The sequence below is a fragment of the Micromonospora radicis genome (assembly GCF_003583405.1).
Taxonomy (GTDB): domain Bacteria; phylum Actinomycetota; class Actinomycetes; order Mycobacteriales; family Micromonosporaceae; genus Micromonospora; species Micromonospora radicis.
This window is the reverse complement of sequence record NZ_QXEC01000020.1, coordinates 81,099-99,269: the sequence shown is the minus strand read 5'-3', so window position 1 is coordinate 99,269 and position 18,171 is coordinate 81,099. Positions and strand designations below refer to the sequence as shown.

Sequence of the window (18,171 nt, the reverse complement as noted above, 5' to 3'; positions counted from 1 at the left end):
CACGAACGGTAGGAGGCGAGATGCGGCACGACAGGAACAGCGAAACGCCGGTCAACCAGCTGATCCGTCGTACCCGTCGATGACCTCGATCGGCGGCATCGTCCGCCGCCTCCGCCCGCCGGTCGCCGTACCGCTGGTGGGTGACGCCACCCACGGTGTCGGCGCGGCCGCCACTCGGCTGGCCCGCGCGGTCGGGCTGACCAGCCGCCGGGTGTGGTCCGGGCCGGGACGCCACCACATCGAGGTGCACGGCGTCTGCCAGGACGGCGGCGACACCCTCGCGCGCCAGGTCGAGACGGCGTTGGAGCGGATGCCCGGGGTGCTCTGGGCCCGGGTCAACGCCCCCTCCGGCCGGGTGGTGGTGGCCGTCGACACGCCAGGGCCGAAGGTACGCGAACTCGTCGCCACCATCGCCCGTACCGAACGCACCTGCCCGCACGAACCGGACCCGGAGATCCCACCCCCGCATCCGCCCGAGGAAGGCCCCCGCACCCCACGTACGCTCGGCGCCCTCGCCTCCGACGCGCTCGGCCTGACCATCTCCGCGGCCACCCGGATCCTGCCCGTCACCCCTGTCCCGGGTGAGGTCTCCGGCCTGCTCAGCGCCATCGACCTGCACCCCAGGCTGCACGCCCTCGCCGGCCTCGGCCTGCGCCGCGACCCCCGCGCCGAGGTGCTCTTCCCGCTCGCCGAGGCGGTGGTGCAGGGACTCACCGGAGGCTGGACCGGGATAGTCCTCGACGGGGCGCAGCGGGTCGTGCAGTGGGGCGAGGCGCTGGCCCAGCTCCAGGCCTGGGAGAAGGCCGAACCTCGACTGACCGGTGACCCGGCCCGGGCAACCGCCAGGTCGCCGGTCGTCGAACGCCCCTGCCCCAAACCGGACGGTGCCGTCGAGCGGTACCTCAGCCGGATGCTCGGCAGCGGAGCGGCGGCCTTCGCCGCGGCGGCGCCCGTCGTCGGCCCGAAGCGCGCCGCCGCGCTGGGCCTGTCCGCGCTGCCGAAGGCGCCGGGCAGTGGACGCGAGGGTTACGCCGCCCAGCTCGGCCGGATCCTCGCCAAGCGTGGTGTCATCGCGATGGACCGCAGTGTGCTGCGTGAACTCGACCGGATCGACACGCTGGTCCTGGACGCCCGGGTCCTCGGCTCCGACCGGGGCGTACTGGCCGACCTGGCTCCGCTGCCCGGTGCCGACACCTCCCAGGTGGCCGCGCGGGCGTTCGCCCTCTTCGAACCGGCCGCCCCGACCGACGTACGGCAGCTCGACGGCTGGCGCCTCGGTCCCCTGGACCGGCTCGACGTACGCGACCCCGGCGACACCGAGGACAGCCGGCGACTGCGCGAACGCGGCGGCGACCTCCTCGGCCTCGCCGGAGGCGACACCCTCGCGGCCGTGCTGCGGGTCGAACCGGAGCCCGCACCGGGCGTGGACAATCTGCCGGCCGTCGCCCGGCAGGCCGGCCTGCGGCTCGTCGTGGCCGGCGGCGACCCGCAGCGGCACGACGCGCTGGTACCCGGCGGCGACGAACTGGCCGAGTCGGTACGCACCCTGCAACGGGAGGGTGCGGTGGTGATGCTCGTCTCCGGTGACCGGGCGGCCCTCGCCGCCGCCGACTGCGGACTGGGCATGGCCGACCCGGAAGCACTGCCACCGTGGGGCGCGCATCTGCTCGTCGGCACGGACCTCCGGGTCGTCGCACTGATCATCGAGGCCGCCGGGGTGGCCCGTCGGACCACCGCCCAGAACATGCGCATCGGCCTGGCCGGGACCGGCCTGGGTGCGCTCAGCGCCTTCACCAGCGACCCCGCCCTGCTGCCCGGCCGCACCCTCGCCTCGGTCAACGGCGCCGCGGCGCTCGCCTTCGCGCACGGCATGTGGCGGGCCAGTCGACTTTCCGAACGGGCCGAGACACCCGTACCCGCGATCACCGCCTGGCACCTGATGCCGGTGCCGACCGTGCTCGAACAACTCGACACCGACCCCGACGGGCTCACCGACACCGAGGCGGAACGCCGACAGGCGGCCGGCCCCGGCGAGACCGGCGGCCCGGGTGGGCTGTTCCGCGCCTTCGTCGACGAACTGGCCAACCCGCTCACTCCGGTACTCGCCGCCGGGGCGGTGCTCTCCGCCAGCTTCGGCTCACTGGTCGACGCGGCTCTGGTCGGCGGCGTCGTCGGTGGTTCCGCGCTGGTCGGCGCGGTGCACCAGCGCAACACCGAGAAGGCACTGGCCGAACTGTTGTCCCGCTCGGCGGTCACCGCCCGGGTACGCCGGGCCGGCACGGAACGGGTGGTGGCGGCCGACGAACTCGTCCCCGGCGACGTGATCATCCTCGAATCGGGCGACGCCGTACCCGCCGACTGCCGGGTGCTGGAATCCGTCGGCCTGGAGGCCGACGAGTCGTCCCTGACCGGTGAGTCGCTGCCGGTCAGCAAGATCGACCAGCCGGTGGTGGCCGCTGCCGTCGCCGAACGACGATCGATGCTCTACGAAGGGACCACGATCGCCGCCGGCCGGGGCACCGCCGTGGTCGTGGCCACCGGCGCCGACACCGAGGCGGGCCGCAGCCTGGCCCTGGCCCAGCAGGCGCCGCCCGCCGGCGGGGTCGAGGCCCGGCTGGGCCGGCTGACCCGCACCGCGATCCCGTTGGCGGCCGGATCCGCGGTGGCGGTGGTCGGCGCCGGACTGCTCCGCGGCGTACCCCTGGCCCAGACCGCCGCGACCGCGGCGAACCTGGCGGTCGCCTCGGTACCCGAGGGACTTCCCTTCCTGGTCAGCGCCGCGCAGCTGGCCGCGGCCCGGCGGCTGGCCGAACACGGCGCGCTGGTCCGCAACCCACGCACCATCGAGGCGCTCGGCCGGGTCGACGTGCTCTGCTTCGACAAGACCGGCACCCTCACCGAGGGACACCTGCTGCTGGCCGGCGTGGGCGACGCCGACGGGTACGCGCCCGCGGCGGAACTCGACGAGCGGCTGCGCCGGACCCTCGCCGCGGCACTTCGGGCCACCCCCGCCGCTGCGGACCCGGAGGAACTGTCCATGCAGACCGACCGGGCGGTGCTGCGTGGCGCCATCGCCGCCGGAGTGCCGGAGCAGGAGGCGGCCCCGGGCTGGCAGGCGTCCGGCGGGCTGCCCTTCGAACCCTCCCGGGGCTACCACGCCACGGTCGGCGAAACCCAGGGCCGCATCCTGCTCAGCGTGAAGGGCGCGCCGGAGAAGGTGCTGCCCCGCTGCGCCGCCCGCCGCACCGGCGGACGCGACGAACCACTCGACGACGCCGGCCGCGCCGAACTGCAACGACAACTCGGCGAACGGGCCGGGGCGGGGCACCGGATCCTCGCCGTCGCCGAGTGCTTCGTCGGCGATCCGAACATCGGCGACGACGACGTACGCGGCCTGACCTTCACCGGATTCCTGGCCATCGCCGACGGCATCCGCGCCAGCGCCGCGCCCGCCGTCCGGCGGATCCGGCAGGCCGGCGTGCACACCATCATGATCACCGGCGACCATCCGGCGACCGCCGAGGCGATCGCCGCCACCATCAGCGACGGCGACGCGCAACGGGTCGTCACCGCCACCGAACTCGACGAACTCGACGACGCCGCGCTCGCCGAACGGCTGGCCGTCACCGACGTGGTGGCCCGGTGCACCCCGACCCACAAGGTCCGCATCATCCAGGCACTGCAGAAACGCGGACGGACCGTGGCCATGACCGGCGACGGCGCCAATGACGCGCCCGCGATCCGGCTCGCCGACGTGGGCATCGCCCTCGGCCAACGGGGCACCCCCGCCGCCCGGGCCGCCGCCGACCTGGTGGTCACCGACGACCGGCTGGAGACCATCATCGCCACCCTGGTCGAGGGCCGGGCGATGTGGTCGTCGGTACGCCACGCGCTGAGCATCCTCGTCGGCGGCAACCTCGGCGAGATCGCGTTCAGCGTGCTGAGCGCCGCCGCGACCGGCCAGGCCGCCCTCAACGGACGCCAGCTGCTCCTGGTGAACCTGCTCACCGACATGGCCCCCGCGCTGGCCATCGCGGTACGGCCACCCGGCGGCGACCACGCCGACGGCCTGCTACGGGAGGGACCGGACAGCTCACTCGGCCAGACCATGACCCGGGAGATCGGGCTACGGGCCACCGCCACCACCCTCGGCGCCACCGCCGGCTGGACGTTGGCCCGCTACACCGGCAGCCGCCGACGCGCCGGCACGGTCGCCCTGGTCTCCCTGGTCGGTACGCAGCTCGGGCAGACCGTACTGGCCGGCGGCACCAGCCCCACCGTGCTCGCCTCCACCGCCGCCTCGATCGGCGTACTGGCCGCGGTGGTGCAGACACCGGGGGTCAGCCAGTTCTTCGGCTGCACCCCGCTCGGGCCGGTGGGTTGGACCATCGCCACCGGCTCCGCGCTCGGCGCCACCCTCGCCAACGGTGCCCTCACCAAGCTCGTCGCCCGCCTGCCCCAGGTCGACCCACCGCACGCCGAAGAACCCGATCCGGAGCAGCAGCCGGAACCGGCCGACCCGGCCAAGCAGGTCGACCCAGCCAAGCCGGTGGACCTGGCCGAGTCCAAGCCCTGACCGCCGGAACGGGTGCGGTTCAGTTCGCGGAATGCCAGGTGGCGGCGGCGCGGCGCAGCCGGTCGTTGACCGCCCTACCGACGCCGGTCTCCGGCACCGGCTCGGCCACGATCTCGTCGACCCCGGCCGCGTCCAGCCGGTGCAGCGCCTCGAAGAGCCGAGCCGCGGCCTCGGTCAGGTCACCGGAGACCGACAGCACCTCCACCGCCGTCCAGTCACCCGCCGGCCGGTCCCGGAACGCCAGGTAGCCCCGCAGCATCCCAGGCACCGACCCCGAGGTCGCGGCCACACCGGCGGCGGGCAGCCGCAACGGCGTACGCGGGGCGTAGTGCGCGGCGAGCGCGCCCGGCGCCACCGGCTGACCCGAACTGCCCGGACGGATCGTGACCGGGCCGGTGACCTTCTCCAACTCCTCCACCGGCAGCGCGCCGAGCCGCAGCACCACCGGACGTTCCCCCCGGGCGTCGACGATCGTGGACTCGATCCCGCACCGTGTCGGCCCACCGTCGAGCACCACGTCCACCGCCCCGCCCAGCCCGCGCACCACGTGCTCGGCCCGGGTCGGGCTCAGCTGGCCGAACCGGTTGGCGCTCGGCGCGGCCACCGGTACCCCCGCCGCAGCGATCAGCCGCCGCGCGTACGCGTTGTCGGGCACCCGCACCGCCATGGTGGCCAGCCCCGAGGTGACGATCGGCGGGATCACCGCCGGCCGGTCCACGAGCAGGGTCAGCGGCCCCGGCCAGAACCGGGCCGCCAACGCCGCCACCGCCGGCGGTACCGCCCCGACCAGCGGCTCCAGGTCGGCCACGTCGGCCAGATGGGTGATCAGCGGGTCGAAGCTCGGCCGCGCCTTCGCCTCGAAGATCCGGGCCGCCGCCCGCGCGTCCGAGGCGTTCGCCCCCAGGCCGTAGACCGTCTCGGTGGGAAAGGCCACCAACCCGCCGGTACGCAGGACCGACGCAGCCTCGGCAAGGTCGCCGTCGGCCGGCAGGACACGGGGAGATCCGGTACTCACCCCCCGACGCTAGCCTGCGCCCGGTCACCGCCTCCCCGGCGCCCCGGCGCCGGGGAGCGCGCCGGATCCGGATCCACTACCTTGGCCTGATGTTGTTCGATCCGACGTCGACGGAGCTGTCCTTCGCCAACGGCTCGGACACCCTGGTCGGAGACTTCGTCCAACCGCCCTGGCCCGGCCCGCACCCGGCGGTGGTCTTCGTGGAAGGGTCCGGCCCCGGGCCCCGGCTTCGACGAACTGGTCGCCACCTGGCTCACAACGCCGCCTCGCCCACCCCTGACAAGAGTCGGAGGCGGCACCCGGACCGGCATAGACAATGGAGAGTGCTGGTGGGCCGGAGGTACCACCATGCGAACCACACCGCCACGATCGCAGGCGGTCCGCTGACCCTAAACCTGCCCACCTCACGGACCTCGGGTCGTGCGCGATGATTCCGACATCACCCACCGAACCGCCGGCCAGCCGCCATGGCCCAGACCTCGAGAATCTCCCTGGTCAGCGAACAGACAGCCCGGGTTACACCAGGAGCTAGATCCGTAGAACATCTTGTTCTACACTTGTGTCCATGGAACGCATCGGTGTCCGGGAGCTGAACCAGAACACGAGCCAGGTGTTGGCTCGGGTGAGTGGCGGGGAGACCGTCGAGATCACCGATCGTGGACACCCGATCGCCCGACTTGTTCCGGTAGGCGACGACAGGTCGATTCTGGCCAAGCTGGTAGCGGCAGGGCGGGCCGTCGCCCCCACCGGCGGGGGCTCTGTTCCACTTCCACCGAAGCTCGGTGACGAGAGTGTGGACGTGGCCGCCTCGCTCGCTGCGATGCGTGACGAGGAGCGCTGGTGATCTATCTCGATTCCGCCGCCGTCGTCAAGCTGGTGCGGCAGGAAGCATGCAGCGCCGACCTTGTCTCCTGGCTCAACAAGCACGACGACGTGCCGCTGGTCTCCTCCGCGCTCGTCGAGGTGGAAGTACCCAGAGCGCTGCGCCGATCAGCTCCGCAGGCGTTGATCGGAGTGCCGGCTGCTGTCGGACGGCTGTTCCGACTGGAGATCGACAGCACGATCCGTGCAACCGCAGCCGCGTTCGCCGAGCCGACGCTCCGCAGCCTCGACGCCATCCACCTGGCCACCGCCCAGGTCCTGACCAACGAGTCCGGCACGGCACTCACCGCCTTCGTCACCTACGACCGGCGGCTGCTCGATTGCGCCAAGGAAGCAGGACTACCCGTAGCAAGCCCCGGCCAGAACTGACCCACGAATCCACCACTCGGTACGAAGTCCGGCCGCCGCTTGGCCGCGCCGCCACGACATCGGCCGTGGCCTGCGTTTGCGACCTTGCACCCCTCCGTTTGGGTATCCGTTTCGAGTGGAGCCCAGGGGACTCGAACCCCTAACCCCTGCCTTGCAAAGGCAGTGCTCTGCCAGTTGAGCTAGGGCCCCTCGGCGGGCGGTGCCGCCAGGGTGGTTGGAACCGAATGCGATCAGCGCAGATCCGGCGAGGTGGTCGCCTCGTGCCAGAGGGCGCGCTCGTCGTTCGCTTCCTTGATCTTCTTGGCCACCACGGCGGCCACACCGACGACGCCGGCCAGGATCAACAGCTTCTTGAACATCGGGGCTGCCCCTTACGCTCGACGTGCCGTCGGACCATCTGCGGTGGGGCTAGCTGGAATCGAACCAGCGACCTCAGAGTTATCAGCTCTGCGCTCTAACCGACTGAGCTATAGCCCCGCGTAGCGACGAGCAAGGTTAACCCATCCGCCCACGCCGCCCCAAATCGGGGTCGGCCCCGGAAAGCCCCCGCACACCGCCTCCTGAAACTACCGGAGAGCAGGCAGCGAGCCCACCGAGATACCGGGACGGACCACGCCACCATCCCACTTGCGACCACCATGGAAAGCAGCCGGGCCGGCCGCGGAAGCGGCCGGCCCGGACTGACAAGGTCGAGATGGTTCAGTCGCGCTCGGCGAGGGTCAGCTCGATGCCACCGACCAGGTCAGCGCAGACGTTGTAGACGAACGCGCCCAGCGTGGCGAGCGCGGTGAACAGCACCACGTTCACCGCACCGATCAGCATGGAACTGAAGATCACGCCCTTCGCGGTGATCTGGAAACCGCTGGTGCCCTGCCCGCCACCGGCGTTCACCAGGTCGCTCAGGCTGTCGTTCACGCTACTGAACACACCCATCGCGTCCAGCGCCAGATAGAGCACCGAGGTCGCGACCACGATGACGATGAACAACACCACCGACACCGCGAACGCGAACTTCATCACTGACCATGGGTCGATCCGCTTGAGGTTCAGCCGGGCCCGGCGCGGCCCGCGGGAGGCGGCCGAACTGACCGACGTACGCGCTGCGCGTACCGCCTCACCGACCCGCGCGGCACCCACGGCGGCCGAGCCGACCCCCGGAGGCAGCCCGCCACCGTTCGCCGGACGGGCCGTGCCCAACGGCCGCGTCGCGTCGGGCTTCGGACCCATCCCAGTCACCCGCGGCTGGGTACCGGTCTGACCGCTGCCGCCCATCGGAAGCACTCCCGTGTTGGCCGAGGCGGACAGGCCCGGGCGAGCGATCGGCTGGGTGACCGTCGGCTTGCCGGCGGGGGCGGCGGCCGGCGCACCGGCCGCGGCCTCCCCACCGGACTTCTCCTCGGCGTCGGCTGTCTGCTCGTCGGCGGGCTTCTCCGGCGGCGGGGCCATCCCGGGAGCCCGAGTGAACTTCGGGGCAGGCGCGTCGGCGGGGACCGTGGCCCGGCCTACGGCCGCGCGGCCGGTCGTTGGCGCGCCGTTCTGCGCGGCCTCGTCGTCGACCGGGTTGGCCGAGGTCCCCGCGTTCCCCGACTTCGCCTGTGTCTCCGTCATTCAACTAGTCCTGTTCGTCAGGCTCGTCGGCATTGCGAGCAATCGCCACGATAGTCACGCCGTCCGGAAGGTCCATCAGCTTGACCCCCATTGTGTTCCGGTCACGCGTGCGGCGTACAGGCTTCACCGGAGTCCGGATGACGCCACCGTTGCTGGTGATAGCGAACAGCTCGTCGTCCGGATCGATCACCACAGCACCGACCAGACCACCGCGCCGTTCGGTGATCTTCGCAGTCAGCACGCCCTTACCTCCCCGGCCCTGCACCGGGTATTCCTCGATCGGGGTACGTTTCGCGTATCCCCCGTTCGTGGCCACCAGGACGTCCAGCCCTTCCCGGACCACCTCCATGGCCAGCAGCACGTCGTCCTCGCTGAACCGCATCCCGATCACACCCGAGGTGGCCCGACCCATCGGCCGCAACGCCTCGTCGGTGGCGTTGAACCGGATCGCCTGGGCGTTCTTGGAGACCAGCAGCAGGTCGTCACTGGGGCCGACGAGCGCAGCACCGACCAGCTCGTCCTCATCGCGCAGGTTGATCGCGATGATTCCGCCGGACCGGTTGGAGTCGAACTCCTCAAGCCGCGTCTTCTTCACCAGGCCGTTCTTCGTCGCCAGGACCAGATAGGGGGCTACCTGGTAGTTCGGGATCTCGATGATCTGCGCGATCTGCTCGTCCGGCTGGAAGGCGAGCAGATTAGCCACGTGCTGACCCTTGGCCACCCTACTGGCCTCCGGCAGCTCGTACGCCTTGGCCCGGTACACCCGCCCCTTGTTGGTGAAGAACAGCATCCAGTCGTGTGTCGAGCAGACGAAGAAGTGGCTGACGATGTCGTCCTGCCGCAGCGTGGCGCCGCTGACGCCCTTGCCGCCCCGCCGCTGCGACCGATAGAGGTCGACCTTCGTCCGCTTGGCGTACCCGGTACGTGTGATCGTCACCACCACGTCCTCGCGGGCGATGAGATCCTCCATCGAGACCTCACCGTCGAACGGGATGATCTGGGTACGGCGGTCGTCGCCCCACTTCGCGACGATCTCGCCCAGCTCCTCCGAGACAATCCGCCGCTGCCGCTCCGGCTTGGCCAGGATGTCCTTGAGGTCGGCGATCTCCAGCTCCAGCTTGGCCAGGTCGTCGAGGATCCGCTGCCGCTCCAGCGCGGCGAGCCGGCGCAGCTGCATGTCCAGGATCGCGGTCGCCTGGATCTCGTCGATCTCCAGCAGCCGGATCAGGCCCTGCCGGGCGTCCTCGACCGTGGGCGAACGCCGGATCAGGGCGATCACCTCGTCCAGCGCGTCCAACGCCTTGGAGAGGCCACGCAGGATGTGCGCCCGCTCCTCGGCCTTGCGCAGCCGGAAGGCCGTCCGCCGCCGGATCACCTCGATCTGGTGCTCGACGTAGTAGCGGATGAACTGCGCCAGGTTCAGCGTGCGCGGCACCCCGTCGACCAGCGCCAGCATGTTCGCGCCGAAGGTCTCCTGGAGCTGGGTGTGCTTGTAGAGGTTGTTCAGCACCACCTTGGCGACCGCGTCGCGCTTGAGCACCAGCACGATCCGCATACCGGTACGCCCGGAGGACTCGTCGCGGATGTCGGCGATGCCGGCGAGCTTGCCCTCCTTGATCAGCTCGGCGATCCGCTCGGCCAGGTTGTCCGGGTTCACCTGGTACGGCAGCTCGCTGACCACCAGCGCCGGCCGGCCGCGCTTGTCCTCCTCGACCTCGACCACCGCGCGCATCCGGATCGAACCCCGACCGGTGCGGTACGCGTCCTGGATGGCGGACTGGCCGACGATGAGACCGTGGGTCGGGAAGTCCGGCCCCTTGACGATCTCCAGCAGCGCTTCGAGCGTGGTGGCCTCGTCCGCCTCCGGATGCTCCAGGCACCACTGCACCGCGGCGCCGATCTCGCGCAGGTTGTGCGGCGGGATCTTGGTGGCCATGCCGACCGCGATGCCCTCGGAGCCGTTGATCAGCAGGTTCGGGATCCGCGACGGCAGGATGGTGGGCTCCTTGGCCCGGCCGTCGTAGTTGTCCTGCAGGTCGACGGTGTCCTCGTCGATGTCCCGCAGCATCTCCATGGCGAGCGGGTCGAGCTTGCACTCGGTGTTGTGGCTGACGAACCCGTCGGAGACGAACGAGTGGTCGTCGGTGTCCACCCGGATGCTGTAGACCGGCTGCACACCCGCGTCGGTGACCCCGGCCACCTCGGCGTAGTAGAAGCGACCGTCCACCAACGGCTCGACCACGTCGAGCACCTCGGACTCGGTGATCCGGGCGGCGATCTCGTCGCGATCGCGCTCCCAGCGCTCGATCCGGTCCACGTTGTGCCGGCGCAGCCAGTCCCGCTCGGTCCAGCGGCTGGCACCGTGCTCCCGGATGAAGTCACCGACCAGCGGCACGTGGTCGCTGGAGAGCGCCGTGCTGCTCGCCGGGACCGAGGCCAACTCCGACTCCAGCTTGGCCTGCTTGCGGCCGAGGAAGCCGACCTGGGCGGCGAAGATCCGCGCGTCCCGGCGGTTGGTCACCACGACCTTGATCTCGCCGTCGTCGTACCGGCACTGGCGGCTGACGACGCCGAACTCCAGCAGCAACTGCTGCACCTCGCGGGCGAGCCGCTCGCTGCGCGTGGAGTACGAGATCTGGATGGTGTTGCGCGGCAGCAGCGAGGAGGAGCCGTCCCCCTCGAAGAGGGCCTGGAGGAAGGCCCGCTTGATCGCGGCCGGCCCCTGCCAGACGAACTCCGGCACGAACTTGTCGGCGCCGCGCGCACCGACCAACTCACCGAGGACGCTGGCCCGGAGCGCGGAGAGGTCCTGGATGTCGAGTTCGTGCAGGACGCTCCCGGACGCGATCACCCGCTCGCTGACGTACCGACGACCACCGACAGCGAGGTCGTACGCCGCCAGGACGCGGACGAAGAACTCGCGGTCGACGTTGTTGAAGCCCGCCCGGGTCTCGGAGACCCAGCCCTCGCTGACGAAGGCACCCGCGAGGACGGCGGCCTCGACGTGCTCCAGCATCGGGTAGCCGATCTCGTCCGGCACGCTGCGCTGGAGCACCACCCGGTCGCCGGGCGAGATCTCGGCGAGCAGCTTCCAGAGCAGGGTCGGTACGCCGGCCACGTCCACCAGGCAGAGCACCGGGTGGTTGTGGGTGCCGGTCAGCTCGTACCCCTCGCGGGTGCGCAGCCGCAGCGTCGGGTGCTCGCCGGAGTGGAAGAACGCCGAGGCGCGGACCAGGTCGCCGTTGCGGTCGCGGACCTTGAGGTCGATGTCGCTCTCGCTGCTCGACGCCGCGCCCGGCACCACGTCACCGATCCGCACGCTGCCACCAGCGGTACGAATACGGACATCTGCGGTGATGCAGTAACGCATAGCCGCAGCAGGGTCATTTCCGGGCGAACCGAAGTTGCCGTTGCCGTCCACCAGCGGGTAGCGCAGCGACCAGGGCTGGGCCATCCGGACCAGGGCGTCGTAGATGGCCGAGTCGCCGTGCGGGTGGAACTGGCCCATCACGTCGCCGACGACGCGCGAACACTTGACGTATCCACGGTCCGGCCGGTAGCCCGAGTCGAACATGGCGTAGAGGATCTTGCGGTGGACCGGCTTGAGCCCGTCCCGGACGTCCGGCAGCGCCCGCCCGACGATGACGCTCATCGCGTAGTCGAGGTAGGAGCGCTGCATCTCCACCTCGAGCCCGACCGGCTCGATGCGGTCGTGGGCGACCACGGCAGCCGGCGCCTCGGGGACCTCGGGCTCGTTCGGTGTGGACTCGGGGGAATCGGTCACTGTTAACCCTTATCAGACTGAGAGTCGTTTTTGTGCCTGTGGATAACTGCTGTGGATAGCGGCCAAGTTGTGGATAACTCTGTGGACCGGCCAGCCGGACCGGAGCCCGGCCCGGCTGGCGGGCCCGTCAGATGTCCAGGAAGCGGACGTCCTTGGCGTTGCGCTGGATGAACGAACGGCGCGCCTCGACGTCCTCGCCCATCAGCACGCTGAACAGCTCGTCGGCGGTGGCGGCGTCGTCCAGGGTCACCTGACGCAGCGTCCGGGTGGCCGGGTTCATCGTGGTCTCCCACAGCTCCGGGTAGTTCATCTCGCCGAGGCCCTTGAACCGCTGAATGTCGTCCGGCTTGGCGTTCGCCTTCTTCTGCTGGCGCAGCGCGATCAGCCCGTCGCGCTCCCGGTCGGAGTACGCGTACTGCGCGTCGTCGCCCTTCTTGTTCCACTTGATCTTGTAGAGCGGCGGGGCGGCCAGGTAGACGTGGCCCAGCTCGACCAGCGGGCGCATGAACCGGAACAGCAGGGTGAGCAGCAACGTCTGGATGTGCTGGCCGTCGACGTCGGCGTCGGCCATCAGCACGATCTTGTGGTACCGCAGCTTCTCGATGTCGAAGTCGTCGTGGATGCCGGTGCCCAGCGCGGTGATCAGCGCCTGCACCTCATTGTTCTTGAGTACCCGGTCGATCCGGGCCTTCTCCACATTGAGGATCTTGCCGCGAATCGGCAGGATCGCCTGGGTCCGCGGATCCCGCCCCTGCTTGGCCGAGCCGCCGGCCGAGTCGCCCTCGACGATGAAGACCTCGGACTCACGCGGGTCGGTGGACTGGCAGTCGGCGAGCTTGCCCGGCATCGAGCCGGACTCCAGCAGCGACTTGCGCCGGGCCAGTTTGCGGGCCTGCTGGGCGGCGATCCGGGCGCGGGCGGCCTGGGACGCCTTGGTGATGATGATCTTCGCCTCGGCGGGGTTGCGGTCCAGCCAGTCGACCAGCCACTCGTTGCAGACCCGCTGTACGAAGCTTTTCACCGGGGTGTTGCCGAGCTTGGTCTTGGTCTGGCCCTCGAACTGCGGGTTGGTCAGCTTGACCGAGATGATCGAGGCCAGGCCCTCGCGGATGTCCTCGCCGGAGAGCTTCTCGTCGCCCTTGAGCAGCTTCTTGTCGCTGCCGTAGCGGTTGACCACGCTGGTCAGCGCGGCCCGGAAGCCCTCCTCGTGGGTACCACCCTCGTGGGTGTTGATGTTGTTCGCGAAGGTGTAGACCGACTCGCCGTACGACTCGTTCCACTGCATGGCGATCTCGACCGACATGCCCTCTTCCTCGGCGCCGAACTCGATCACGGTCTTGTGCATCGGGCTCTTGGAGGCGTTCAGGTGCCGGACGAAGTCCGCGATACCACCCTCGTAGTGGAAGGTCACCTCGCGGAGCTTGCCCTCCTCGCCCTCGGCGACCCGCTCGTCGAGCAGGTGGATGGTGAGGCCACGGGTGAGGAAGGCCATCTCCTGCAGGCGTCGGTAGATGGTCTGGAAGTCGAAGTCGACGGTCTCGAAGACGTCCGGGTCGGGCCAGAAGGAGACCGCCGAGCCGGTGCGGTCGGTCGGCTCGCCCTTCTCCAGCGGAGTCGGCTTGGAGCGGTGGTACTGCTGCCGCCAGACGAAACCGTCCTTGTGGATCTCGACGGCCATCCTGGTGGAGAGCGCGTTCACCACGGAGACGCCCACGCCGTGCAGACCGCCGGAGACCGCGTACGCCTTGCCGTCGAACTTGCCGCCCGCGTGCAGCACGGTCAACGCGACCTCGACACCCGGCTTCTTCAGCTTGGGGTGCAGGTCCACCGGGAAGCCCCGGCCGTTGTCGGTGACCCGGACGCCGCCGTCGGCGAGCAGCACCACGTCGATGGTGTCGCAGTAGCCGGCCAGCGCCTCGTCCACCGCGTTGTCCACGACCTCCCACACCAGGTGGTGCAGGCCCCGCTCGCCGGTGGACCCGATGTACATGCCCGGCCGCTTCCGGACCGCCTCCAGCCCTTCGAGGACGGTGATCGACTCGGCGCCGTACTGTTGATTGTCCTGCGCTGCCACCCTCGGCCACTTTCTCGCACCGAACGTGCCGTCAGGCACGCCGGGCGCGGGTTCGGCGGACAGGACGCGACGTCGGCGCGCGGACCGGCACCGGGGACAACTTCCGGGGTACGGGTCGAACGCGCCGGTCGCCGCGGTTGCCCGCGGATCGCGATCGGCTCGACCCGAGTCGGACGGATGATCACGGACCCGCACCGGGCCCGCGAAGCGTCGCGCCGCTCCGGGTCTTCGTCTCGCCCCAATCTTACTGTGCGCGGGCGATAGAACCACCACTCGGCACCCCTTCGCGGCGGCTCAGATTCACGTAGCGGGCCGAACCGCGCTGTCCGCGACTCCCCCTACACGCCAGGGCATGATCAGCGGATCCGTCGCGCGACGGCGACCCAGACCGGCCGTCCCGACGTCGATCGACGCGAGCCGGTACCGTCCTCGGCGGGCGTTCCCCCGCCGATCGGGTCGCCGGGCCGGTCTTGATCTTTTCTGCCCGGAACCGGACTATCGACCCGATCGACCCGACCCGTGCTCGTGAGAGGTGACACCAGATGGGGCTGGACAACGTCGCGGTCCAGTGGCCGCGGACCGGCCGCTTCTACGATCCGGTCGCGCCGGCCGAGTTCGTCGACTTCGGCGACATCGTCGACGTGCCGGGCATCTCGGCGCCGACCGCCGCGCTCGCGGAGCTGATCGCGAAGACAGGCACGGTCCGGGCCACCGCCTATACCGAGGTGGTGGATCTGATCCTCGGGCTGGACGGCGTCCTATACGCCACCGAGGCCGCCGCCGAGGACGAGGATCCGGTCATCGACCCGGACGGGTGTGCCTGGATCGCCGGCGGCATCGAGCGGTTCGTGGCGGCGCACCGCCCGCACGGTGAGGCGGTCACCTTCGAGTCGGTGGGCGTGGTGCTGGGCTCGCTACTGTCCGACGGCCGCCTGGCCGAGCAGCAGTTGCGCTGGCTGGACAGTCGGCTGGCGGCGCTGCGGGACGACAGCGGCGCGGCGCCGCAGTGGACCTTCACCTGCGCCGAGTTGAGCGTCGTCGCGGCCTTCTACCGGCGCTGTGCCGATCGGGGCTTCGCCGTCTACGCCGAGTCGGCGGCGCCGCGCCGGGCCCACCAGCCGTAGCCCGCAGCGCTCGGGGTCAGCCGTAGGTGTCGCGCGGCCCTCGGCCGCGTACCCGCCGAGGACCGCGGGACCAGGACGGCGCGGCGGGGCCGTGGATGTGGAGTTTGCGTACGACGTTGTGGCCGATCTCACGGCCGATCTGTTGCAGCAGTGAGCCGGCGAGCAGGCGCAGCTGGGTCGCCCAGGCGGTGGATCGGGCCTCCACGGTCAGCTCGCCGTTCTCCAGCTTGACCGGACGGCTGTGCTGGGCGACCTCCGGACCGACCACCCGCTCCCAGGCCCCGAAGACGGTCGCCTCGGCGGCCGGCTGTTGCCAGCCGCGGGCCTTCACCAGTCGGTTCAGCACCGCGCCCAGCGGCTGCGGGTCGCGGGGGTCGGGCCCCGGGCCCGAGTAGCCGCGCAGCCGGCGTTCACCGTCGGCGGCCCCGGTGGTGCCGCGCCGTCGTGGCCGCCCGGCGGCCTCTCGGCGGGCCTTGGCCGCGTCGAGCACGGCGCGCGCCAGTTGTGGCCCCGAGGTTCCCTCGGCTCCGCCACTCTCGACCGCGCTGTCGGATCCGGGGGTGGCCGGCTGCCCGCCGCTGCTGTTCGCGCCGCCCTTGTCCGCTCGGCTCGGCGGATCGGGTGTGCCGGCGGTGGGCCCCGACGCCGGGGTGGAGCCGGCGCGGCGCGACCGGCCGGGGCTGGCTGACTGTTCATTCGGCACGTCGTACCGTCCCTTCGGCCACCTGGTAGCGGGCGCCGCGCAGGGCGGCCGGCACGTCATCGGCGACCGCGCAGGTGACGAGCAGTTGGCTGGCCCCGCTGACCAGGTCGGCCAGGCGGTCCCGCCGGCCGGCGTCCAACTCGGCGAAGACGTCGTCGAGCACCAGCACCGGTTCGATGCCGTCGTTGCGCAGCAGGTCGTAGCCGGCCAGGCGGAGCGCCAGCGCGTACGACCACGACTCGCCGTGGCTGGCGTAGCCCTTGGCAGGTAGCGGCCCGAGGCTGAGGGTGAGGTCGTCGCGGTGCGGGCCGACCAGGGTGGTGCCCCGTTCGATCTCGGCGGAGCGGGACTCCTCCAGCGCCGCGGCGAGCACAGCCGCGAGGGTCTCCCGGTCGGCGGTGGGCTCGGGCAGCTCCACCGACGGCCGGTACGCGATGCCGGCAGCGCCGCGCCCGGCGGCGACTGTGTCGTACGCCTTGGCCACGTGTGGGGTCAGCGCGGCGACCAGTTCCAGTCGGCCGGCGAGCAGCTCGGCACCGTGTCGGGCCAGGTGGGTGTCCCAGACCGCCAACGTCGACAGGTCACCGCCGCGCGACCCGCCGGTCTTGCGGGCCAGGTACGCGGTGCGCAGCAGCGCGTTGCGTTGCTTGACCACCCGGTCGTAGTCGGCGCGTACGCCCGCGTACCGGGGTTGGCGCAGCACCAGCAGGTCGTCGAGGTAGCGGCGGCGTTCGGCCGGGTCGCCCCGGACCAGTTCGAGGTCTTCCGGGGCGAAGAGGACCAGTCGCAGCGCGCCGAGTACGTCACGGGCCCGGCGGGCCGGGGACCGGCCCAGCCGGGCCCGGTTGGCCTTGCCCGGCACGATCTCCAACTCGACCAGCAGTTCCCGACCGTCGTGTACGACCGCGCAGCGGATCACCGCCGCGCTGGCGCCCATCCGCACCAGCGGGGCGTCGGTGGCGACCCGGTGCGAGTCGAGCGTGGCCACGTAGCCGAGTGCCTCGACGAGGTTCGTCTTGCCGACGCCGTTCGCGCCGATCAGCACGTTCGGCCCCGGTTCGAGGTCGACGTCGACCCGCTCGTACGAGCGGAAGTCGACCAGTTCGAGCCGGCGGACGTACACGGGGCCGGGTGCCGGTCAGCGCTTGCGTACGGCGTGGCCGCCGAACTGCTGGCGCAGCGCGGAGACGGCCTTCAGGGCCGGCGATTCGTCCTGCCGGGAGGCGAACCGGGCGAACAGCGAGGCGGTGATGACGTTGAGCGGTACGGCGAGGCGGACCGCCTCGTCCACCGTCCAACGCCCCTCGCCGGTGTCCTCGGTGTAGTCGGTCAGCTGGGCCAGTTCCGGGTCTTCGTCGAGCGCCCGGTCGAGCAGGTCCAGCAGCCAGGAGCGCACGACGGTACCCTCGCGCCAGGACTTGATCACACCTGGCACGTTGGTGACCAGCTCGGAGGCGGTCATCAGCTCGTAGCCCTCGGCGTAGGCGTGCATCAGGCCGTACTCGATGCCGTTGTGCACCATCTTGGCGTAGTGACCGGCGCCGACCGGACCGGCGTGCACGAAGCCGAACTCGCCCTCGGGCTTGAGCGCGTCGAAGATCGGCATCAGCCGCTCGACGTGTTCCTGGGCGCCGCCGACCATCAGGCCGTACCCGTTCTGCCGGCCCCACACCCCGCCGGAGACGCCGACGTCGAGGTAGCCGATGCCGCGGTCGTTGAGCCGTTCGGCCCGGGGCGCGTCGTCGCTGAACCGGGAGTTGCCGCCGTCGATGATGATGTCGCCCTCGCCGAGCACCTCGGCCAGCTCGTCGATGGTGGCGTCGGTGACGGCGGCGGGCACCATCACCCAGACCGCCCGTGGTGCGTCCAGTTTCTCGGCCAGCTCGGCCGCGCTCGCGACGTCGCTCAGCGCCGCGTTGTGGTCCAAACCGACCACCTCGTGACCGGCGGCGCGCAGTCGTTCGCGCATGTTGCCGCCCATCCGGCCGAGGCCAACCAGGCCGAGCTGCATCTCGTCGTTACCTTTCGTGGTGCGA

The 18,171-nt window shown here is 71.1% G+C and carries 12 protein-coding genes and 2 tRNA genes; 4 read left to right on the top strand and 10 right to left on the bottom strand.

Annotated elements, in window-relative coordinates:
• The first annotated feature begins 79 nt into the window (after positions 1–79).
• The gene (locus D2L64_RS19895) at positions 80–4,576 is read left to right on the top strand and encodes a cation-translocating P-type ATPase (protein WP_119578712.1); all 4,497 of its coding nucleotides are present in this window, start codon (positions 80–82) and stop codon (positions 4,574–4,576) included.
• Between the two features lie 19 nt (positions 4,577–4,595).
• On the opposite strand, the gene D2L64_RS19890 is transcribed toward D2L64_RS19895, so the two are convergent.
• The gene (locus D2L64_RS19890; protein ID WP_119578737.1) at positions 4,596–5,567 is read right to left on the bottom strand and encodes an L-threonylcarbamoyladenylate synthase; all 972 of its coding nucleotides are present in this window, start codon (positions 5,565–5,567) and stop codon (positions 4,596–4,598) included.
• Between the two features lie 589 nt (positions 5,568–6,156).
• Here D2L64_RS19890 and D2L64_RS19885 point away from each other — a divergent pair.
• Both D2L64_RS19885 and D2L64_RS19880 read left to right on the top strand, forming a co-directional pair.
• On the top strand, positions 6,157–6,435 hold the full coding sequence (locus D2L64_RS19885) for a type II toxin-antitoxin system Phd/YefM family antitoxin (protein ID WP_199714641.1): 279 nt from the start codon (positions 6,157–6,159) through the stop codon (positions 6,433–6,435).
• Positions 6,432–6,842 carry a type II toxin-antitoxin system VapC family toxin gene (locus tag D2L64_RS19880; RefSeq protein ID WP_119578710.1) on the top strand — a complete coding sequence of 137 codons (411 nt, stop codon included), beginning with the start codon at positions 6,432–6,434 and terminating at the stop codon, positions 6,840–6,842. Before D2L64_RS19885 ends, D2L64_RS19880 begins: the two co-directional genes overlap by 4 nt.
• Before the next feature lie 116 nt (positions 6,843–6,958).
• On the opposite strand, the gene D2L64_RS19875 is transcribed toward D2L64_RS19880, so the two are convergent.
• The 6 genes from D2L64_RS19875 to gyrB all read right to left on the bottom strand — a co-directional run bounded on the left by D2L64_RS19875 (position 6,959) and on the right by gyrB (position 14,308).
• Positions 6,959–7,031, bottom strand: a tRNA-Ala gene (locus tag D2L64_RS19875).
• 41 nt (positions 7,032–7,072) lie between these two features.
• Complete coding sequence (locus D2L64_RS27970; protein WP_217705935.1) at positions 7,073–7,201, bottom strand: DLW-39 family protein; 129 nt, start codon at positions 7,199–7,201, stop codon at positions 7,073–7,075.
• A gap of 44 nt (positions 7,202–7,245) precedes the next feature.
• Positions 7,246–7,319, bottom strand: a tRNA-Ile gene (locus D2L64_RS19870).
• Between the two features lie 222 nt (positions 7,320–7,541).
• Entirely contained in the window at positions 7,542–8,450 is a 909-nt protein-coding gene (locus D2L64_RS19865; RefSeq protein WP_119578709.1) for a DUF3566 domain-containing protein, read from the bottom strand.
• A 4-nt stretch (positions 8,451–8,454) separates the two neighbouring features.
• Positions 8,455–12,234 carry an intein-containing DNA gyrase subunit A gene (gyrA, locus tag D2L64_RS19860; RefSeq protein WP_119578708.1) on the bottom strand — a complete coding sequence of 1,260 codons (3,780 nt, stop codon included), beginning with the start codon at positions 12,232–12,234 and terminating at the stop codon, positions 8,455–8,457.
• A gap of 127 nt (positions 12,235–12,361) precedes the next feature.
• Positions 12,362–14,308, bottom strand: coding sequence for a DNA topoisomerase (ATP-hydrolyzing) subunit B (gene gyrB, locus D2L64_RS19855; RefSeq protein WP_119578707.1), 1,947 nt, complete (start codon positions 14,306–14,308; stop codon positions 12,362–12,364).
• A gap of 542 nt (positions 14,309–14,850) precedes the next feature.
• Here gyrB and D2L64_RS19850 point away from each other — a divergent pair.
• On the top strand, positions 14,851–15,432 hold the full coding sequence (locus tag D2L64_RS19850; protein ID WP_119578706.1) for a hypothetical protein: 582 nt from the start codon (positions 14,851–14,853) through the stop codon (positions 15,430–15,432).
• 16 nt (positions 15,433–15,448) lie between these two features.
• On the opposite strand, the gene D2L64_RS19845 is transcribed toward D2L64_RS19850, so the two are convergent.
• From D2L64_RS19845 to gnd, 3 genes are read right to left on the bottom strand one after another with little or no spacing between them, the layout of a single operon-like run.
• On the bottom strand, positions 15,449–16,135 hold the full coding sequence (locus tag D2L64_RS19845; protein ID WP_233559050.1) for a DUF721 domain-containing protein: 687 nt from the start codon (positions 16,133–16,135) through the stop codon (positions 15,449–15,451).
• Positions 16,125–17,258, bottom strand: a complete 1,134-nt coding sequence (gene recF / locus D2L64_RS19840) for a DNA replication/repair protein RecF (RefSeq protein ID WP_119578705.1) — start codon at positions 17,256–17,258, stop codon at positions 16,125–16,127. The genes D2L64_RS19845 and recF overlap by 11 nt, the downstream gene beginning before the upstream one ends.
• 15 nt (positions 17,259–17,273) lie before the next feature.
• A complete protein-coding gene (gene gnd / locus D2L64_RS19835; protein WP_119578704.1) occupies positions 17,274–18,146 on the bottom strand; it encodes a phosphogluconate dehydrogenase (NAD(+)-dependent, decarboxylating) in 873 nt (290 codons plus the stop codon).
• Between the last annotated feature and the right edge of the window lie 25 nt (positions 18,147–18,171).

Bases quoted from the DNA above. Each gene is read 5' to 3' on its own strand.
- D2L64_RS27970 (WP_217705935.1), bottom strand. From the start codon at position 7,201: ATGTTCAAGAAGCTGTTGATCCTGGCCGGCGTCGTCGGTGTGGCCGCC.
- gnd (WP_119578704.1), bottom strand. From the start codon at position 18,146: ATGCAGCTCGGCCTGGTTGGCCTCGGCCGGATGGGCGGCAACATGCGC.
- D2L64_RS19865 (WP_119578709.1), bottom strand. From the start codon at position 8,450: ATGACGGAGACACAGGCGAAGTCGGGGAACGCGGGGACCTCGGCCAAC.
- D2L64_RS19895 (WP_119578712.1), top strand. From the start codon at position 80: ATGACCTCGATCGGCGGCATCGTCCGCCGCCTCCGCCCGCCGGTCGCC.
- D2L64_RS19850 (WP_119578706.1), top strand. From the start codon at position 14,851: ATGGGGCTGGACAACGTCGCGGTCCAGTGGCCGCGGACCGGCCGCTTC.
- D2L64_RS19885 (WP_199714641.1), top strand. From the start codon at position 6,157: ATGGAACGCATCGGTGTCCGGGAGCTGAACCAGAACACGAGCCAGGTG.